Here is a 17945-nt window from a genome sequence, read left to right on the forward strand (position 1 = left end):
TAAAAAAGCCAAATTGATCACAAGTAAAATAAGAGAAAAAATCATATAAGTTTTAGCCTTGAAAATTTTTTGAAATGTGTAAAATGAATACCCAAAAAGCAGGCTAGTGGTTATGTATAACATTTTTAAAAATGCGACGGTATCTGCATCAATTACAATTAAACTTCCTTCATTGACTTTATAAGGATCAATAATATAGCTGAATAGAAAAAGAAAAACTCCAATAAAAAAAAGGATTTTTGTAAATGTTTTCATCGATTAAAAAATCTTGCTTTTTTCAGTTGTTTTAAATCAATAGAGAGGCATATAAATTATCACCTTATCTTCGTTGGTATTTAATTTAATACTGTTTCTAGTAATTTCTAAAGAAGCAATAGGAGAATCTTTTATCTCATAGATTAATAGATTTTCTTTTTGGGTTTTGGTATATTCTTTTCCTTCAAAGGCTTTGTCTACTATTGCTAGAGGAATTTCTCTATCAAATTCTAATGATAAGTTCTGAATATAATACTCACTGTTCCAATAATTTTCAATAATTTCCTCATCTGACATAAATTGTTCAATATGAAATTGAGTAGTCATGCCAATTACTTCTTTTCTAAAAAAATTATAATAAACATATTTATTTTCATTTATAAGTCTTCCTTTTTCATTGATATAAGATAATATGTTTTCATCGTTTGAATCTAAAGAAATTGTACGGTAAAATTTATCTCTTGGATATTTGTCCTTATATATATAGACCATCAAATAAATAAGTTCCTCAAAAGAACAAGTTTCAACATAATCTTCAAAATGTCTTTCGTCCCAATCAGTTTGAGCGTAATAAAGTTCTTTTCTGTTAAAATAGTTTTCATCTGTGAATTCTAAATTAAAATATAAAAAGTCTAATTTTGGTAAATTGTTCATATAGTTTCTGTAGAATCTGACTAGAGATTAGTTGGCTTTATGAATTCGAGCCATCAACTTCTATATATCCTGCATTTTTCATTATATAAAGCAACTCTAAAGTTTCTGCATCAAAATAAGCAAAGCAAAACATACCTTCAAATAGTGAAACAATTTCACCTTTTTTATTGTATTCTATTTGGTCTTCAGTATTAAAAGATACTACATATACCTCTTTTTCTTTTCCATTTCTTAATTTCTCTAATTCTTTATCTCTACACCGCAAACCAAGATCTTTGTCATATGAAAAATTATTCTTTGCTATCCATTTTTTTAAGGACTCAACTACTTGTTGTTTTGGATTCATAGTTATTTTATTTTAGTGACATCAATTCCGCTTAAACTACACTCTTTAATTATTGTGTTTATATACCAATTCGCATGTTCTATTTCTTTTTCATTAAATCGAGTTTTGTTTTTCATAATTTCATCAAATACATATTTTTCTCTTTTATATTTCCTAATCAAAACCGCTGTAGGGTCTCCATTAAAAACTTTCATACCTTTCATGTATTCCTCTTTTCCTATTTTTTTATATTCTTCGAAATGTTTGAACTCATGGAATAGTTCATAATCAGTAACCCCTTTTTGGACATAAATATTACCGTCTGCTGCATTAAATGAAGCCGCTGCGTTGTTTCTCACAAATAGTTCATGGCCTCTAGGAAGAATAATTAATTCTGATTTTCCATTCGAAATTACATTTATTTTTTTAATATATGCTTTAATTTCTTTTTTTGATAATTTTTTTGCACCTCTAGAAGTTTTAGTTATTCCACTTACTGGTTTGCCTTCCCATTTACTAGATAAATGATCAAAAAAGTCTTCATATTCCTCTTTAGTCATTTTAGTAACGTCTCTGCCAGTTTCTGTTTCTATAATTCTGTTCGCCTCATTGGTAATCCTTCTGATCTCTCTAGCCTCTTCAACGGTTTCCGCAAGTTCTGCAGCAACATTTCCTTCTCTGGCAATTTTAGATAAATTAGGTAATCCAAAGGAAGCGAGATCTACGGTAACGCTGAAAGCTACCCAAAGTTGTGCCAGCCAGCTGTAACCATTAGCATGCAATTTTTCTAAAGTACCCTCACTTAACATAGTATAATGAGCCGCATCTTTTGCTAAAGTTAGTCCAGCTAAAGCTCGAACTGCTATTGGTGCACCTTTGGCAAGTACTAAACGCAGAGCTCCGTAAGCAGATAATAAACTCAATAAATCTGTAGCAATATTAAATAAATCCCAGTTGGATTGCTTTGTTGCCATATTGTGCAGTTTTAAAGCAATTACAAAAGTATTTTCGTCACCAACCTGCTCGCCCAAATCTCCTAGTTTTGTGCCAAAATTTAATTTTGCAAGTGGATTAAATGATTTATTTTTAATGTAATATTCTGGAGCATATATTTCCGTTGGGTTTTTATGCTCTTTAGTCAAAATCATTTTGGTTTCATCCTTATAATTACTCAGTGAAATATTTCCATCGATCCATTCAGTTTTAACGTGAGTATCTCTAAATAAGTAATAACTGTTGTCAAAATAGACTGTCGGTGTTGGTTTTGAGTTGTCAAATTCTTCCACCAGACGAGTTAGAAAACGAAGTAAATCTTGTACTTCTTCTCCTTGGAGTTTTTTATAAATCTCAAATAATAAACCACTGTCACTATCACCAAGGATAGTGTATAAAGTACGTCTGTCATTCATGGCATATAGAATTTGTAAAATGGCTTTATCTTCATTTGTACCTGCTGAACCGCCAAGTCGATACATGCTTTTTAAAATAAGATCTAAATGTTTGTATCGTTCTGCGTCATCTCCTTTGCCAAAAAGAATTTTTGGATAAGATTGATAAATGACATCTAATTTATCAGGATTGTCATTGGCTTCTTTTATTTTTTTGCGATAAAGGGCAATAAGAGCATGGTTTCCAATGTCTGTATATCGAATTCCTAATTCAACAAAAAGAGCCATAAAAAGATCAAAATCATGCATTGTCAACTTAAAAGCTATTTTTTCTAAGTCATCTTGAAAAATGGTTAAAGTGAAATCAGTATGTTCGTCACCAATTTCAATAGAAGCTTTAAACGTTTCTGGTTTTAAATTTATTCCTTTAAAAGAAAGCCATTTAAGTAGGATTACACCACTTTTTTTATTTCCTTGACTATCATCATATATTAAATTTTCAGCATTCATTGGAATACTGAAAGGGTACGGTTCTTCTCCTATTAAATTATTAAAAGCCATCGGTTTGTGGATTTGACCTAAATGTTTTTTAATACTTTGAGCAACTCTTCTTATTGATATTAAATTGGTATTGCTGTTTAATTGATAGTCCGCGAAAGAATTTTCAATTACTTTCGCATTCTTATCATCCTCAATCTGCTGACGCCAAATGCCAAGCATAATTTGTCTAAAGCGAGTCATTTCGGCTTCGCTGGTATCTTTAAGTAGTATATTATGGTTTCTAATCATGATGGTAAGGTTTTGCAGGAGGATAAACAAGAATTTGTTATATAATTTCGACTTTTACAGGTTTGGGCTGGATGTGATCTGAAAATGCTGTGGTGATATTAAGGCGTAAATCGTCTTCTTGTTCGATTTTGCCATCGCCGCCCAGATAGCAGTTTTTAAACAGTACTTCTAAGGCTTTAAATTCATCCATTTTAGAGGCTTGTAAAACTGCGGCACGAATACTCATGTCGGGTTTTTTGAAATAAGCAAAAAGAGTAGTTTCGTCATCATCTTGAATAGTAAGTTTTACTACTTTTTTATGTTTATATTTCCATTGACTTAGTTGTGCCTGTGTGATATTTCCGTCTAGGACATCGGCATTTTTTAATTCCGTTTTTTCCATTTTTAAAGCTTAGTTTTTATTGAAAAAAGGCTGCTTGAGCTGCATTTCAGAATGAAAAATGCTCAAGCAGCCTGTGAAGTAGATAATTATCTGCCCAAAAACGGACTCATTAAGAGCTTTAGAAATAAGTTAGCTGACAGAAATCATGTTGCTTTTGAACTTCTTTTCTGCATAACGCTGTAAGATTGGTTTTCTCTTTTGAGTCGGTTTTTCTGGCAGGAATTGTAATTAAGGAGTGTTTGTAAAGATTAGTTCCACTCGATGTGAGAACAGATTAAGTCAAAAGAAACGGCAATTTTAGTATCTCCTTGACTGATTCCTCTGCTGTTTGAGTTGAATTCGCAGTTTCTTACTGTATGTGTAATCACTTCATTGCTGTCGTCTAAGTAACTTACAATGATGCTGAACGGATTAATATCTTGTAATCTTTGTCCTTTTGGTAAAGCGGCTAAAATAGCTTCAACCTCATAATTGTATAAAGTAATCGAAGCTTTTGCTTCGTATTTGCCTCTTCCTCTGTGAACTGGCATATCGCCGGCTCCATAATGGTTTTCTTTAGAAACAGAATCGCTGTAATTTACGGCTGTAATTCCAGTAACAATGTTACCTGCAATGCTTACTTCGATAGATGACCAGCTGTGTTGTTGTCCGTTAATTAATGGTAATTTATTCATATGATGATTTTTTATTTTTAATAATTATGATGACGTTTCAGGACTATCATCACGATTTGTTTGTTGCAAATGAATCGTGATGATGTCGCCTGAGATTTTTTTATTGGCAAGAATGAAGAATAATTATGCTTGTTCGATTCCGAACGGATTTTTGAATCCTAAATCAACTTTAATTTTTCGAGCAGTTCCAACTGGAGTAATTTCAGCTTTTACTTTTAATTCAGAAGTTGCCAAAATGTTTTGTTTAGGATCAACATAAACATCAAAAGCAGAAACTTCTTGATTAGCAACCATTCCTTCTAGAGCTGATCTACATAGACCTTCAAAACTTTTTGATACCGATTGTGGTAATTTACCATCAATATCTACTAAAACTGGAGAAGCCAATTTTGGTAATAAAGCAGCGCGTAATAAACGAGTAGCTTTGTTAATTGTTCGATTATTTTCGATGTAAGCGAAATCTTCTGTTCCAGCTGTACAAGTATGGCTGTCATTGAAATAAATTCCGGCTAAACCTGTGTGAGTCTGAGTAAAAATGTATCTTTTGTCATTTATGGTTCTCAAAGTTCCAAGAGATTTAATTTCTTGTCCACCCACAAATCCAGGTTTAGAAAAACCTTCGCCTGTAAGATTAAACTTTTCGATCCAAGCAATGTTTTCGGATACTTTCGCTTTTGACAAAGCTCCTAATGCTAGACCAACAGCGGCGCTGTTTGGATATTTTTCTGCTTTTTCAAGATCCATGGCAACAACTACAGACACATTTTCGGCATCAAAAGAATCTAAGTAAACTGATTTTGCTTCAGATGTAGCATCAAATCCTTTTCCTTCTAAAATGATTTCAAACGGCATATATTCAGCATAAGCTTTTTCAGTTTGTGTTTTTGCTTTTTCGATAGCAGCTTCAGTTTGCTCAAATGTTGTTGGACCTGAATAAATAATTGCCAATTGACGAATGTTTCCATTCGCTTTTTCCTGCATGTCCATTGCTTTTTCAACAATACTTTCGTAAGAATCGCCTGTTGTAGCCATAACATATAAGTCACCAGAAGGATTAATTCTAAAGAATTGTTGAATTTGGTAGTAAACAGACTGTCCAGTGTAATTATCTATTGTTTTTGTAATTCCAAAGGCTTCAGCATCTTCTAATGATGCAAGACGCTCTACTTTATCAAATTCAACTCCTTCAAAAGAGTTAAAAAGCAATCCTGAAATCATGTCCTGCTCTGGACTTCTTCTTCCTAATCCGCCTGATAATTTGTTAATTACTACATCGTTTAATGTACTCATAATATAAATTGTTTTAAATGTTTAAAAATTTGTTTTTGGTTTTGCTTGAAAAAGGGCAAAAGGGGGCTTGTAACAAGTATTGGGACTTGTCAATATATAGAGGGTATTTTGATGATGATGTTTAAATTAATCCAGAAATCTAGATTACTTTTTGAATCAGTTTATTATGATTCTTGGGTTGGTTTTACCTTAGGCCGTATGGTAAAATTGTTTGATGTTTGTGAGAGCAAATTTAAGAATGAAAGTTGTGTTTTTCAAGTTTTTTGTCGGGTAAGATCAGTAGTTTCAGTGTATTAAGCTCTGGCGTCTGTAGAAAGTCCTTCGTTAATTATGGTATAAATAGTTCGCTCTGTAAGGAACAAAGAATCAGAAAGTTCTGCAACCAAAACTTTCATCTGTTTGGCTTGATTGGTGTTAAGATAGTTCATTACAAAATCTCTTCTTTTGTCTAATAATGTTCTGCTTCTTTTCATTTTCTTGGGGTTAATGATGAATGTATTTTTTTGTTTGTGGATTTTTGGATTGCTGTTTTTTAAAGATAGATTAAGTAGTGGTGCTTAAATCTAAATCTCCTTCAATTTGATTAGTATTGATACCGATTATTCCAGAAGTCAGATTGTATCCTAATTTTTCTAATTCTTCGTTGCTTAAACCATTATTGAAGAGAATATATTTCTTTTTTAAAGTATTCTCGATCAAAGTAGTTTTATAAGTTACTTCCCAAATGAAATAATCGTTTTTGCTCCAATAATCATTCTCATTGCAATACTGTTTTTCTTTTACTTTAAAAGTAGAATTGGTGTCAATCAGCTCATTGCTTACAGGAGACAAAATGGCTTTATCAATGCTGTGAGCTATTTCAAAAACATCTTCATAACTTGTAGAAGCAATTGGCATTACAATATAAAAACAGAAAGATACATCTGCTTTGTAATTTTTTTCAGAAGAGGTTTCCCAATTCACAGCATCGTATTTAAACAATACTGTTGGTTCTGAAATTGGTGTTTTAAAGACAGCATCACTGTAAAGATTGACTGTCGTTGTGCTGGAAGAAAGGACAGCTTCAACAGCATTTTTTTTCTCGGTATAAAATTCTTTTAAAATCATATGTTGGATTATTTTTAAGCAAATATAAAACATATGTTTTGTTTTTACAAACATATTACGTATAAATTTGCAGTTATTTCAGTAATATGATTTAACTATTTGAATATGAAATGGTACGATAATTCAGATTTTTAAGAAATATTTATTATTGAAAATCAATTAGTTGTGAAATATTTTAAAGAAAATGTGATTATTTGCCATATATTCTATAGCTTTGCAACATATACTTGAAGTTAAGCTTTAACCGAAACATATTACATAACGAAACAAACCAGAGTTGCAGCATGGAAATACATGATAAAATAAAACGTATTATAGATGAAATGAAGTTAAATAATAACTCATTTGCAAAATTAATCGGAGTAACAAGCACCACTATAGATAGTATTACTATCGGAAGGCTTCAGGCAGATGGTGAAAGAAAAAGAACCAAACCAGGTTTCGATCTGCTCCAGAGTATTATTACACACTGCAATGTAAACCCGGAATATTTTTTTGGTAATAGCGATGATATTTTTGCAAATAAAACCAGTAGTAATGCCGTAAGTCTGCATATTCCTAAAATTATAACGGTAAACGAAGAGGGTGATGAAAACATTAATTTCGTTGGAGTAAAAGCCCGTGCTGGATATTTGGAAGGATATGGAGATCCGGAGTATATGGAAAGTCTTCCGACGTTTAGTATGCCGATGCTTAAAAACGGAACTTATAGATGTTTTGAAATTAAAGGAAATTCAATGTCAACAACCATTCACGACGGAGATTACCTTTTCGGAAAATATGTTGATAATTTTGATGATATCCTAGATGGAAGAATTTATGTAATTGTCAGTAAAAATGATGGAGTGGTAGTAAAGAGGGTTTTAAATAGAATTCGAGAAAGCGGTAAATTAATCCTGAAATCGGATAACCGAGACGGAAATTACCCAATGTATTCTATTTATGCCGAAGATATTCTTGAAGTTTGGTATGCCAGTATGTATGCTTCGCGACAAATGCCCGATCCAGTTAATATCTATGAAAAACTTCACGCTCTTGAAAGTAAATATTATGAATTGGAAGAGAGTTTGAAAAAGAAACTGAATTAGTTTTTACTTATACACAAAAAAAAATACCTCTTGTTTTCAAGAGGTATTTTTTGTAATTATTTGGGAGGTTAAGAAACCCCCCCTGTTCCAGTTCCAGTCTGCGCTGATGCCGATCCGGTTGTAGTTACTGTGGTTGTTACAGTACCTGATTTTACGAACGCATCAATTGCGTCAGCTAATTTTAATGAAATATTATCAATAGATGTTCCTTGCTTTTCATTCGATTTTTCTTCTGTCAAAAGACTTTTGATGTCTTGTATTAATTTTACTTTATTTAATGCCATAATATTTTATTTTAGCAATTCTCCTAATGTAGTTTTGATTTTTGTAATTTCAGTTAAATTGATAGGTACGCCTGAAGGTCCCATTGGTGTGGTAACCGTAATTTTTCCTATTTCTTCAATCAAGTTATTTAACTCGGTCAACAGATTCTTTCCTCCAGCGCTAATTTTAAATTTATCATCCATTTCAAAATTTAATTGATCTTTTACAAATGAAGTTTTAGTATCAGTAATTAAAGCTTCAAAGCCATCTTTAATAGTTATTCTTGCTTCTTTATCTTGTAATCTAAAATAAACTTTTCCCTCATTTATACTCATAGAATTTCCGTAACTATTGAAATTACTCCTGCAAATTTCTTTACCCTCTTGATCATAAAAAGAAGCGGTCAAATTGGGTTTTCTTCCATAAAATTCTAATTGAGCAATGTTTTTGTAATTAGAAGGTACGGTTGAGGTCGAGTCGTTTTCGCCATCTTCTTTTTCTTTGAAAAGCATTTGAAATTTATCAACATCTGTGTTTATTTCTAAATATTGATTATTATCGTTTTTAAAACGGATAAAGGTGCGTTCGATTTCTGAAAACTGTGAAATAAACGCTCTGGTTTCAACACCATCGATAATCGAAGCCAAAACCCAGCTGTCTTTTTTAGGAATGGTAATAATTCCTTCTTCCAAATTTTGGATAGAGGCTTTTAGGCGCACATTTTTTATAATGGCGCCATCAGCTCTCATAATGTTTACTGTATAAGCATCTTTTGTATTATGAGACGATTCTATCTCATTATTTATTTCAATCACTTTTGCCGCAAATGTTTCAATATTCTGATTATTGCTCGCAACATTTTTTATTAAATCTGTAATATTTCCCATTTCCTTTTTTTATACTGATTCGACTCTTCTTCCTAAAAAAATCTTTTGGCGATAACCATTATCCCCATAACTTCGTTCAACTTTTTCTACCTGAAAAGTTCCGTTTTTCTCTTTATCTTTTGCATTTTCAAGAATTACTTTATCCGTAGGACGCACAAACGGTTCGCCAAAAGTGAGAATATAACCATCAAAACCATTTGGCTTAGATTCCATTGCTCTCAAAGCAGCGTATTGATATAATTCTGAAGCGATTTCGGTGGTTGCTTTTTTGAAACTTTCTGCATCTTTTGGCAATAAATCAGTATCACTATGGAGAACGTGGGTTTTTACTAATTGCCCGTTCGGATCTCCTAATTCAACATAAATTGGAGTATTAGAGTTTTTAAAATATTTCTCAACTCTAGTTCGGGTATTTTTTGATGATTCATTAATAACCACTAATTTATCATCAATGATATTATAGCGGAATTTAAAATTTACTCTTCCAGAAAAACTGCTGGATACTGATTCTGAAGCTTTATTTAATTGAGATACCAAAAGATTTAATCCCTGATTAACTAGTTTTTTTACAACAGCACCTGCTAATGGACTTTTGATAAAGTTTCGATCAATAAAACCAGATAATTCATTTGGCGTATGCTTTTGTGGATTATTAGTTATTGTAAGAACTGGACCAGAAGTTTCCATTTTAAAATAAGTAAAGATTCCTTTGTCTTTCAGCATTTCAAAAATTTGTGTCAAACTATGATTTCTGCTGATTATAATATTTCCTAAGTTTTCGTTAAGGGCATTAACTTTAAAAGGTAATTTTAGTTCTTTGATTCTCTTTTCGAAAAAAGTTTTTGGATTAAAATTTTCAATATTTATGGACGGATTTGATGCCACAACATTCAAAGTGTCTTTTTTATCCTGAACATCATCGTCTTTAACTGCCTTCGCTTTTTTAAAAGCATACATCGCATCTTGACATGTTATTACTGCATTTATATCCGATTGAACTCCTGTTATGTAACCTCTAAAAGCAGGTTTGTAATCACCATCGTAACCTAACAAGATTTCGATAAAATTCTCCACTTTAAAGAAATCATGTATTGTTTTTTCTGTTCCGTCGGCATTTGTAAATAAGTTTTGATCAAAACCTTTGGTATCTGTATATACTTTTTTCGGCATCACAATAGTCGCTGTATCGGTCAGTGATTTATAAGAACTGTTTATTTCGACATTTTTGACATAAGTAAACTCGTAAAATTTTGGAGTTGGAATCAGTCTGACTGTTTCGTAAACTCTAATTTTGGCATTTAGTTTAAGCATTATCTCTAATTATTAGTTCTACCGTTTCATCAGAAGTGGCGCTGGCAGTAAATTTTTGAATGTTTTTTGTACCAGAAATCGAAGGAATAGAATATGAGTCGATAACTAGTTCGTAAATTCCGAATCTGTTTAAAATCGCGTGTGTAACTCTTAAAGAATAAGGGGCATTTAAGAATTGTTTCAGCAAAAAGAGCTTTTCTTTTGGGTATTCATCTCCAGTTTCGTTGGCGATTAAACCTTCTATCGAAATGCTGAAATCGCCATTGGTAATATGCTCTTTGATTGTTGAATCTCGTCCTTCAACACTTTCTTTTTTGATCATTTTAGAACGACTAAGATTCACCGTAACGGCATCCACTCTTAAACTAGGCAGATTGAGATCGGTTTTTACAAGCGGTTCAAAAACCAAAGGAGCGAAAACGCGAAGATTGAATTCACCCCCGGTTTTATCTATGATAAAATCTTTAGATTCTGATTCATTATAATTAATGCCGCTGTATTCTATGTCTTGAGTTTCTAAAACTTCATTTACATTAAAATTGAATTTCATGATTTTTTATATTTTTTTAATTTGAAAATGTTTTTGAAAAAGCTGTTATAAGTGTGTTTTCAAGTCTTGTTTCGTTATGTTTTTGCAGCCAAAGTGCTTCTTCAAGTAATTTGTAAAACTCATCCATTGACAATTGATAAGGATCAACCTGAAAAGCAGCTCGAATTAAAGCAGCCGATTTTTTGAATTCGTCTTTTTGAGGTGTTGCATTAATTGAAAATTCACTGTCTTTTTTGATCATTTCTACAATAGAATTTCCAGCAGAAAGCATAAATTCATCATCGTAAATTTCGTTTTCTAAGACACATTCTTTAAACAAAAACAAAATGGCTTCATGTGGATTATCTTTGTAAATATTTTGATAATTTAGAAATGCATTGAAAGAAGGTTTTTTGCAGTAAACAGTAACCGATTGATCATCAGAAGTAAGTTTAAGCAAAGAGCCGTGTTTTTCTTTTAGGTTTTGGATTGTTATTTCGTCAAGCATTTTTTACGTTTTTGATAAGAATTAAATATTGCTGTCTCTACATTCTTTTTTGACTGCTTCTTCCAAGCTTTCATTTTTGGGAGAAATGTTTAATGGAGTAATTGTAAATTGATCAATAAAAATGTTTCCTTCAGAAGTTTGAGCCAAAGGATTTTTAAAATTGCTCATGTCTGGTGCTGGAGGTATTTCTCCTAAATCTTTTGGTGTAAAATCCATGATTAGTGATTGTTTAATTATTATGAAAAAGTTGAGGTAATTATTTTTTTAAAGTCTTTAAAAATGAAGTGTTTGTGTCTGCTTTGAACAGATTTCTTTTCGACTTTAGTGTATGTAAAAGTAGGGCAGAAGTGGCTGAAAAACGAAAATTTGATGTTGTGTTTTCAGTAGTTTCAGTAGATTTTTTTTATTAACTTGTTGGTTTTGAGTGTTTTTTAAAGGGAGGTTAGTTTTGCTTTTGAAACAGTAAAAAACACCCAGGATTATTAGGAAATGTTTATTCTCCTTATAATCTTTGGGTGTTAATTGGTAAAGGTTGTTTGAATCCCGTGGCAGATTATGCAGTTATAGTTACCAAGTTGTTAGAGCAGATCTAACCCAAGTGTTTACTGCTGTACATACATATATGTAATCTGCTGTTACTCTTATTTCTCCTACATTACCAGCAGCTGTTGAACTAGTTGGAGCAGTATTTAGAGAATCAAGTTTATATGATTTAGCACTCACGGCACCTCTCAATATAGTTTTAGTAATATTAGCATTCCCTAAAGTAACAGAGTTACTTCCTGCACCTATTGCATAATCTCCAATTACAACCTCGTTAGACCCTTCATTTTGTAAGGCCATTGTTCCTGATCCTAGAAAAATTGAACCATTTGAGGAGGTATTACTGGTGTTTCCATCATATATGTACCTTCCAGCGTACATTCCAAGGGCAACATTCCACGAACCATCAATGCTATTTTTTAAAGCATGAGCTCCGATAATAGTATTGCATGATCCGTCAATGTTAGATTGTAAAGACTCTTCACCAATGGCTAAATTATTATTACCATTTACTGTAAAAATCATTGCTCTTGTCCCAATTGCAAGGTTTCGAGAAGATACGTTACTAAGTAAGGCAGCATATCCAATTGCGATGTTATCATTACCAGTAGTATTGCCATTTAAGGAACTATGACCAACTGCTATATTATTGTTTCCTGATTTATTGAGGAACATTGCTCCATTTCCTAAAGCTATGTTATCTGAACCTTCTTTATTAGAGATTAAAGATCCCCATCCCACAGCTGTATTGCTAAATCCTGTAGTATTACTTCGTAGCGATGAGCAGCCAATTGCTGTATTTTGACTTCCAGAAGTATTAGGGCCTAACGTACCAGTTCCGAATGCTGTATTTTCTGTACCAGATGAAGCATTCCACATTGAGTTAGGACCAAAAGCGACGTTATTCAATGTATTGTCGCCAGCTACACTGGTAACAGAAGAATAGTTAATCCATAATCTAGTCGAATTTCCTAAGTTATCCGTTAAATTTCGGAATGTTCCATCTAGAGATAATCCTCCTGCGATTTTAATTGCTCCATCAGGCATAGAAGCTGATGATAAAGTTAAATCTCCTTCTCCAACAATAGACTCGCCGTTTATAGTCTTAAAATCCGCTGTAGTGGCTAAAACATAATTACCTGCAGTTTCTTTATTTGGAAACGATATTTCTGTATTAACTGTTGGATTTGCTGATAAGTTAATCATCGTATATTTCCCTGTAGTGGTATTTTGATTAGTTATCTTTAGTTCTCCATCTTTCAAGTTTAGCGAAATTGCCTTTTTTAAACCTGTATCAAGATTATTTAATTCTACCATCTCTCCACTTAGATAAAATCTAGAGTAATCATTATTTGAGGTGCATAGTATTCCAGCTTCTCCATCAATCATGGCAGCACTTCCAGCATCCATTACTTGTTGCAAAGTTGGAGTACTGCTGATATCCCCTTCTCCTAAAATAGATTCACCATTAATAGTCTTAATATTAAATCCAGAATATAATGCATCTTGCTTGTTATAGATTTGATTTTGTAAATCTGAATCTCGCTGTTCTAATGCATAAATATCTGGTTTGTTTAAGATTTGAGCTGGTCCCCAATTTGCATTCCAATCGGCATTTACCTCAATCTCGTTTCTAGGAATAAATTTTACGGTTTTGTCAGCTCCTTGTACAAGTATATTAACTGTCTCATTCTCACTTCTTGGTACTGTATTTAATTTTAATGGCTTACCGACGTATTGTTTTGGTTCTTGATTTTCCATTTTGTTTTAGATTTTTTATTGATTATTCTTTTTTGAGCTTTCTGAATTATTCTACGTTTTGTATTACAAATTCTTCCGAATCTTCGAAATCACCGAGATTATCTGTTAATTTAAGGATGGTGCCAGGAGTCAATTCAAGCCATGATACCCATGTTTCTGGATAATATCCGCTCGGCCATATACTAGAAAATTCAAGTTCTCCAGGTTTTTTATACAGAATATAAATTCCATTGTAGGCGCCACAAGAAGTATATCTTAGTCGAACATCGTCATTAAGTTCATAAATAATTTTTTCACCATAATAATAATCAGTTGTGAAGGATAAAATTCTTCCTACCGTGCTATTTGGTTTGGTAAAACTGCTCATCAAACTTGTATCTCCGCCGTAATAGGTTGCTTCACAAAGGAAATTCCCTTCGCAATAGCCAACTACGCTATCGCCGACTTCTAAGTAATTGCCTGTATTTGGAGCTACTTTGAATATCATAAATTCTCCAGATCTAACAACTTTGCTTTCGGTAAGTGCTTGGTCAAGACCTTCAATATCTTTTGCATAAATCTTATCATATTTATGTCTAAAAGAATCCCAAGTATCCCAAAATTGCTGTTGAGATGGTTTTAAACTAGTTCTAAACCAGCTTTTAATAGTGTTTAATGTTTGTATAGCCATTTTTTACTTTTTAAATAATTGTTAATCGAAATGTTTTTTGGAATTGTTGACTCAAATTTTTAAAATGGCATTTGTCAGGAATTTTTAATTTTTTTTCCATAGTTGTAGATTTCAGTTACTTTATTTTTAATGTGATTTTTCAGAAGTATTTTCAAATTATGCGAGAGTAAAATGGTGCATCTTTGAAATTTTAGGGATGTAAAAGTAAACCCTAAAAAGAGATAGAATAGTGTAAAAGATCTTGATAAATCAGTAGTTGCAGTAGAAGTAAGAGGTTTGAACTACAATGAAACTGTATGCTGAAAGGTGCTGAAAAAATAAGTTGGCATTAGAAAACCAAAACTTCTAATGCCCGCTTTTTAATAAATCAAATTAAAAAAATAGAAATTTTTAATTTCATTTTTCTCTCATTTTGATGAGATTTTTACTCTGTTTTTTTAAAATATAATTCTGAAATACTTGGTAATACTGCTGATAAAACCAAACCAGCTAATTTAATTCTGTTTATTGTCAACAACGATAATCCAGCATCTTGTAAAAGATCGAATTTGGTGTCGATAAAACCTGTTAATACAATTGAAATACTAATCAATACTGCGATTTGTGATTTGTTCATATAATTTAAATTTGAGATTATTACCAAGTAGTTAAAGCAGATCGAACCCATTTATTTGTAGCCGTACAGACATAAATATAATCAGCAGTGTATCTTATTTCTCCAACAGTCCCTGTGGCTGTTGCTGAGTCAGGAGCGACGTCTAATGCTGTTTTGTTTAGTTGTCCTGTAAACTTCCAATTAGTTCCGTCATTTTGAGCTTTTATGTTTCCAACACCATTACTGATCACAATATTGTTTTCTAATGCTGCATTTAATCCAGCAACTTTTCCTAAAATTACGTTACCATTTCCTGTCGTAATTCCCGTAGTATTTCCATTATTAGGAGAAATGATCATATTATTATTTCCCGTTGTAATCCCGCCGCCAGCTTGAATAAAACCAGTTCCAGCAACTATTACATTTCCGTTGCCAGTCGTAATACCGCTTCCGGCTTGTAGACCTATAGAAATATTATGTGTCCCTGTAGTTTGCTGACTCATTGCAAAATTACCAATTGCTATTCCGTGTCCTGTTGTATTTAACTGCATAGTACCTCCGCCAATTGCAATGCTTCTATGGCCGTATATATTTGATCCATCCGTTCCTACATTGTCTCTTAAAGCATTAAAGCCAATGGCCACATTCTGACTTCCGAATTGGTTTCTGTATAATGCCCCAGTACCTATTGCTGTGTTGTATAATCCACTAATATTTTCATATAACGACCTATTGCCTAAAGCAGTATTATAACTCCCAGTAGTATTTTTGCTTAAAGAAAGACGGCCAAAAGCATCATTGTAAGTACCTGTTGTATTTGAGTTTAGAGCTGATACTCCTACTGCAGTATTAGAGTTGCCTTCTGTATTAGAAGCGAGAGTCGCAAAACCAATTGCAGTATTGTTTGATCCAGTTGTATTTTCAAATAATGAAAGAGTTCCAATGCCTGTATTATTATTTCCTGAAATAGTGTTAACTCCTGCATCTGAACCGACCATTGTGTTATTGATACCAGTTGTCAAATATTGTAAAGGACCTTCAACTTCTCCATCACCATTTCCAATAGCAACATTATACTGTCCTGTAGTTACAGATGCTAAACCGTTTCTTCCGATTACTAAGTTATTCTCGAAATTAGCATTTCCTTTACCAATTCTGATTCCGTTAATCAATTTATCTGAACCTCCCAATTCCTGTAGAGGCTCATTATTGATAATTCCTGATTCTGTTGCTGAAACAGGCAGTCCGTTTTTTATATCATCTCTTGTGGCGATTGTATAGTGCCCTGCTGGCTTAAATTGATCAAAGTTGTAGATTGCATCTCCATCAACATATCTATTGGTCAAATTGAGCGTATTAACACCATCTAAGCCGCCTTCGATGTTAAAACCTTGAATATTTTCTTTTGATATTTTTACAGAACTGTTTTGAGGGGAATCGGTTGCTTCCAAGCCTTCCCAAGAAATATTGATTCTGTCACTGTATGAAGGAGAATAGAATACAGCACTTTTACTTGTTGTATTGCCATGATCTAAAACTTCCTCTAAAGAGGAAGCGTTATTTGTTGTAATATCTCCAGAACCTATCAACGATTCCCCATTAATAGTTTTGAAATCAGATTGGGCAATAATTTCCTTATTGGTTAAGATAATTTTTCCTTCGTCATCTAATGTCAATAAAGCATCACCACTTTGCTCAGAAATTTTTATAATATTATAAGAGGCACTATTACTAACATACACTACTCCTGATTGAGTAACGGCCATATATCTTGGCGAATTACCGGCATTTCCAACCATGCTGAATGCTCCATCAGGAGAAATTTTATATACTAAACCATTGTCGTAGTCATTATTATGAACATACAAAAAGCCATTTTCTAGAAGACATAATGCATGTGGTCTGTACGGCATCGAAACATATACAGTGATAGTTGTTCCTAGTTTATCAATAAAGTAGATATTCTTATCTTCATAATTATTAGAAGTTATATATAAAGAACCATCTGGTTTTACACAGCCTCCTCCTAACTCGAAACCAAGGTTAATGAAAACAGATTTATTTCCATTTGGATCTAATTTATAGATTATATTGTAATTATCGTAATGGTAAAAATAGCAATTAGATTCAAGGTCAAAACCTAAAATACTCATTGTGATATCTCCGTCATAATATAAGCTATTACTTGATGTTGAGGTATCTACTTTTATCGTTGTGGTTGTTGAAGGCTCATTAATATATATATTATCGTTTTTGTCAGTAGCTTCATTATAACAATAGATATTAGATGATCTTAAAACAGATAAAACTCCAGTCTGGTTAAATTTTATTAAATGGTAGAAAGAATCATCGTCTTCATATAATAAGAACAAATCTAAATTTTTGGAACTAGTAATAATTTTGCTACTTATTAAACATCCTTCGGGTAATGAAAAATAATCTGTTATGGTATTATCAGGATTTACTTTTTTTACTACGTTTCCATACGCAAAATAGGCAGTTCCATCAATTGCAACAGTTGGCATAACGTCGGCAGGAAATATGATTTCACTTTTTGCCTTTTTTTTATTTTTTAATTGACGGAATTTTAAACCGCTTTCTCCTTCGATTTGACTGTCAATTTCTGTTGCAGAATTTATAATTACTTGGTTTTCTAAATCTTCTATATTAGAGTCTTTTAGAACAATATTTCCCTCTAAGTCATTTCCTATTTTAGTTACTCTATTAAGGTTTCCTTCTACAGGTAATTTAGGAGTAGTTTCTTTAATAAATTCACTAAGATATTCGATTTCCTTTGCGTATATCTTGTCCTCTTTATGTCTAAAAGAATCCCAAGTATCCCAGAATTGCTGTTGTGTTGGTTTTAAGCTGGTTCTAAACCAATTTTTGATAGTCTCTAATGTTTGTATTGCCATTTTTATTTTT

General features: G+C 32.4%; 19 protein-coding genes. 1 reads left to right on the forward strand and 18 read right to left on the reverse strand.

Going from position 1 to position 17945, the window contains the following annotated elements; all coding sequences use genetic code 11:
• Window positions 1-291 precede the first annotated feature (291 nt).
• The 8 genes from ACFSC2_RS15520 to ACFSC2_RS15555 all read right to left on the reverse strand — a co-directional run bounded on the left by ACFSC2_RS15520 (window position 292) and on the right by ACFSC2_RS15555 (window position 6864).
• A complete protein-coding gene (locus ACFSC2_RS15520) occupies window positions 292-909 on the reverse strand; it encodes a hypothetical protein (RefSeq protein ID WP_379814466.1) in 618 nt (205 codons plus the stop codon).
• Between the two features lie 37 nt (window positions 910-946).
• Window positions 947-1255 carry a hypothetical protein gene (locus ACFSC2_RS15525; protein WP_379814465.1) on the reverse strand — a complete coding sequence of 103 codons (309 nt, stop codon included), beginning with the start codon at window positions 1253-1255 and terminating at the stop codon, window positions 947-949.
• Between the two features lie 2 nt (window positions 1256-1257).
• Window positions 1258-3411, reverse strand: a complete 2154-nt coding sequence (locus ACFSC2_RS15530) for a zincin-like metallopeptidase toxin domain-containing protein (RefSeq protein ID WP_379814464.1) — start codon at window positions 3409-3411, stop codon at window positions 1258-1260.
• A gap of 37 nt (window positions 3412-3448) precedes the next feature.
• Window positions 3449-3793, reverse strand: coding sequence for a hypothetical protein (locus tag ACFSC2_RS15535; protein ID WP_379814463.1), 345 nt, complete (start codon window positions 3791-3793; stop codon window positions 3449-3451).
• Between the two features lie 248 nt (window positions 3794-4041).
• Entirely contained in the window at window positions 4042-4467 is a 426-nt protein-coding gene (locus ACFSC2_RS15540) for a hypothetical protein (RefSeq protein ID WP_008461938.1), read from the reverse strand.
• Window positions 4468-4590: 123 nt separating this feature from the next.
• Window positions 4591-5757: a DUF2586 domain-containing protein gene (locus tag ACFSC2_RS15545; protein WP_379814462.1), complete on the reverse strand. Its 1167-nt coding sequence runs from the start codon at window positions 5755-5757 to the stop codon at window positions 4591-4593.
• Window positions 5758-6050: 293 nt separating this feature from the next.
• Window positions 6051-6230 carry a hypothetical protein gene (locus ACFSC2_RS15550; RefSeq protein ID WP_379814461.1) on the reverse strand — a complete coding sequence of 60 codons (180 nt, stop codon included), beginning with the start codon at window positions 6228-6230 and terminating at the stop codon, window positions 6051-6053.
• A gap of 70 nt (window positions 6231-6300) precedes the next feature.
• A complete protein-coding gene (locus ACFSC2_RS15555; RefSeq protein WP_379814460.1) occupies window positions 6301-6864 on the reverse strand; it encodes a hypothetical protein in 564 nt (187 codons plus the stop codon).
• Window positions 6865-7148: 284 nt separating this feature from the next.
• On the opposite strand from ACFSC2_RS15555, the gene ACFSC2_RS15560 reads away from it, so the two are divergent.
• Window positions 7149-7952: an XRE family transcriptional regulator gene (locus tag ACFSC2_RS15560; protein ID WP_379814459.1), complete on the forward strand. Its 804-nt coding sequence runs from the start codon at window positions 7149-7151 to the stop codon at window positions 7950-7952.
• 68 nt (window positions 7953-8020) lie between these two features.
• Here ACFSC2_RS15560 and ACFSC2_RS15565 read toward each other — a convergent pair whose 3' ends face one another.
• The 10 genes from ACFSC2_RS15565 to ACFSC2_RS15610 all read right to left on the reverse strand — a co-directional run bounded on the left by ACFSC2_RS15565 (window position 8021) and on the right by ACFSC2_RS15610 (window position 17935).
• The gene (locus tag ACFSC2_RS15565) at window positions 8021-8236 is read right to left on the reverse strand and encodes a hypothetical protein (RefSeq protein WP_379814458.1); all 216 of its coding nucleotides are present in this window, start codon (window positions 8234-8236) and stop codon (window positions 8021-8023) included.
• 6 nt (window positions 8237-8242) lie between these two features.
• Window positions 8243-9103, reverse strand: a complete 861-nt coding sequence (locus ACFSC2_RS15570) for a hypothetical protein (protein WP_379814457.1) — start codon at window positions 9101-9103, stop codon at window positions 8243-8245.
• A 9-nt stretch (window positions 9104-9112) separates the two neighbouring features.
• Window positions 9113-10414: a hypothetical protein gene (locus ACFSC2_RS15575; protein WP_379814456.1), complete on the reverse strand. Its 1302-nt coding sequence runs from the start codon at window positions 10412-10414 to the stop codon at window positions 9113-9115.
• Window positions 10407-10964, reverse strand: coding sequence for a DUF6046 domain-containing protein (locus ACFSC2_RS15580; RefSeq protein WP_379814455.1), 558 nt, complete (start codon window positions 10962-10964; stop codon window positions 10407-10409). Before ACFSC2_RS15580 ends, ACFSC2_RS15575 begins: the two co-directional genes overlap by 8 nt.
• A 16-nt stretch (window positions 10965-10980) precedes the next feature.
• A complete protein-coding gene (locus ACFSC2_RS15585; protein ID WP_379814454.1) occupies window positions 10981-11451 on the reverse strand; it encodes a hypothetical protein in 471 nt (156 codons plus the stop codon).
• Window positions 11452-11472: 21 nt separating this feature from the next.
• Entirely contained in the window at window positions 11473-11667 is a 195-nt protein-coding gene (locus ACFSC2_RS15590) for a hypothetical protein (protein ID WP_379814453.1), read from the reverse strand.
• A 351-nt stretch (window positions 11668-12018) separates the two neighbouring features.
• Window positions 12019-13755 carry a hypothetical protein gene (locus ACFSC2_RS15595; protein ID WP_379814452.1) on the reverse strand — a complete coding sequence of 579 codons (1737 nt, stop codon included), beginning with the start codon at window positions 13753-13755 and terminating at the stop codon, window positions 12019-12021.
• Between the two features lie 46 nt (window positions 13756-13801).
• On the reverse strand, window positions 13802-14425 hold the full coding sequence (locus tag ACFSC2_RS15600) for a hypothetical protein (RefSeq protein ID WP_379814451.1): 624 nt from the start codon (window positions 14423-14425) through the stop codon (window positions 13802-13804).
• 424 nt (window positions 14426-14849) lie between these two features.
• The gene (locus ACFSC2_RS15605) at window positions 14850-15041 is read right to left on the reverse strand and encodes a hypothetical protein (RefSeq protein ID WP_379814450.1); all 192 of its coding nucleotides are present in this window, start codon (window positions 15039-15041) and stop codon (window positions 14850-14852) included.
• Window positions 15042-15061: 20 nt separating this feature from the next.
• Window positions 15062-17935, reverse strand: a complete 2874-nt coding sequence (locus tag ACFSC2_RS15610) for a hypothetical protein (RefSeq protein WP_379814449.1) — start codon at window positions 17933-17935, stop codon at window positions 15062-15064.
• Between the last annotated feature and the right edge of the window lie 10 nt (window positions 17936-17945).

The organism is Flavobacterium artemisiae, assembly GCF_042678225.1.
Taxonomy (GTDB): domain Bacteria; phylum Bacteroidota; class Bacteroidia; order Flavobacteriales; family Flavobacteriaceae; genus Flavobacterium; species Flavobacterium artemisiae.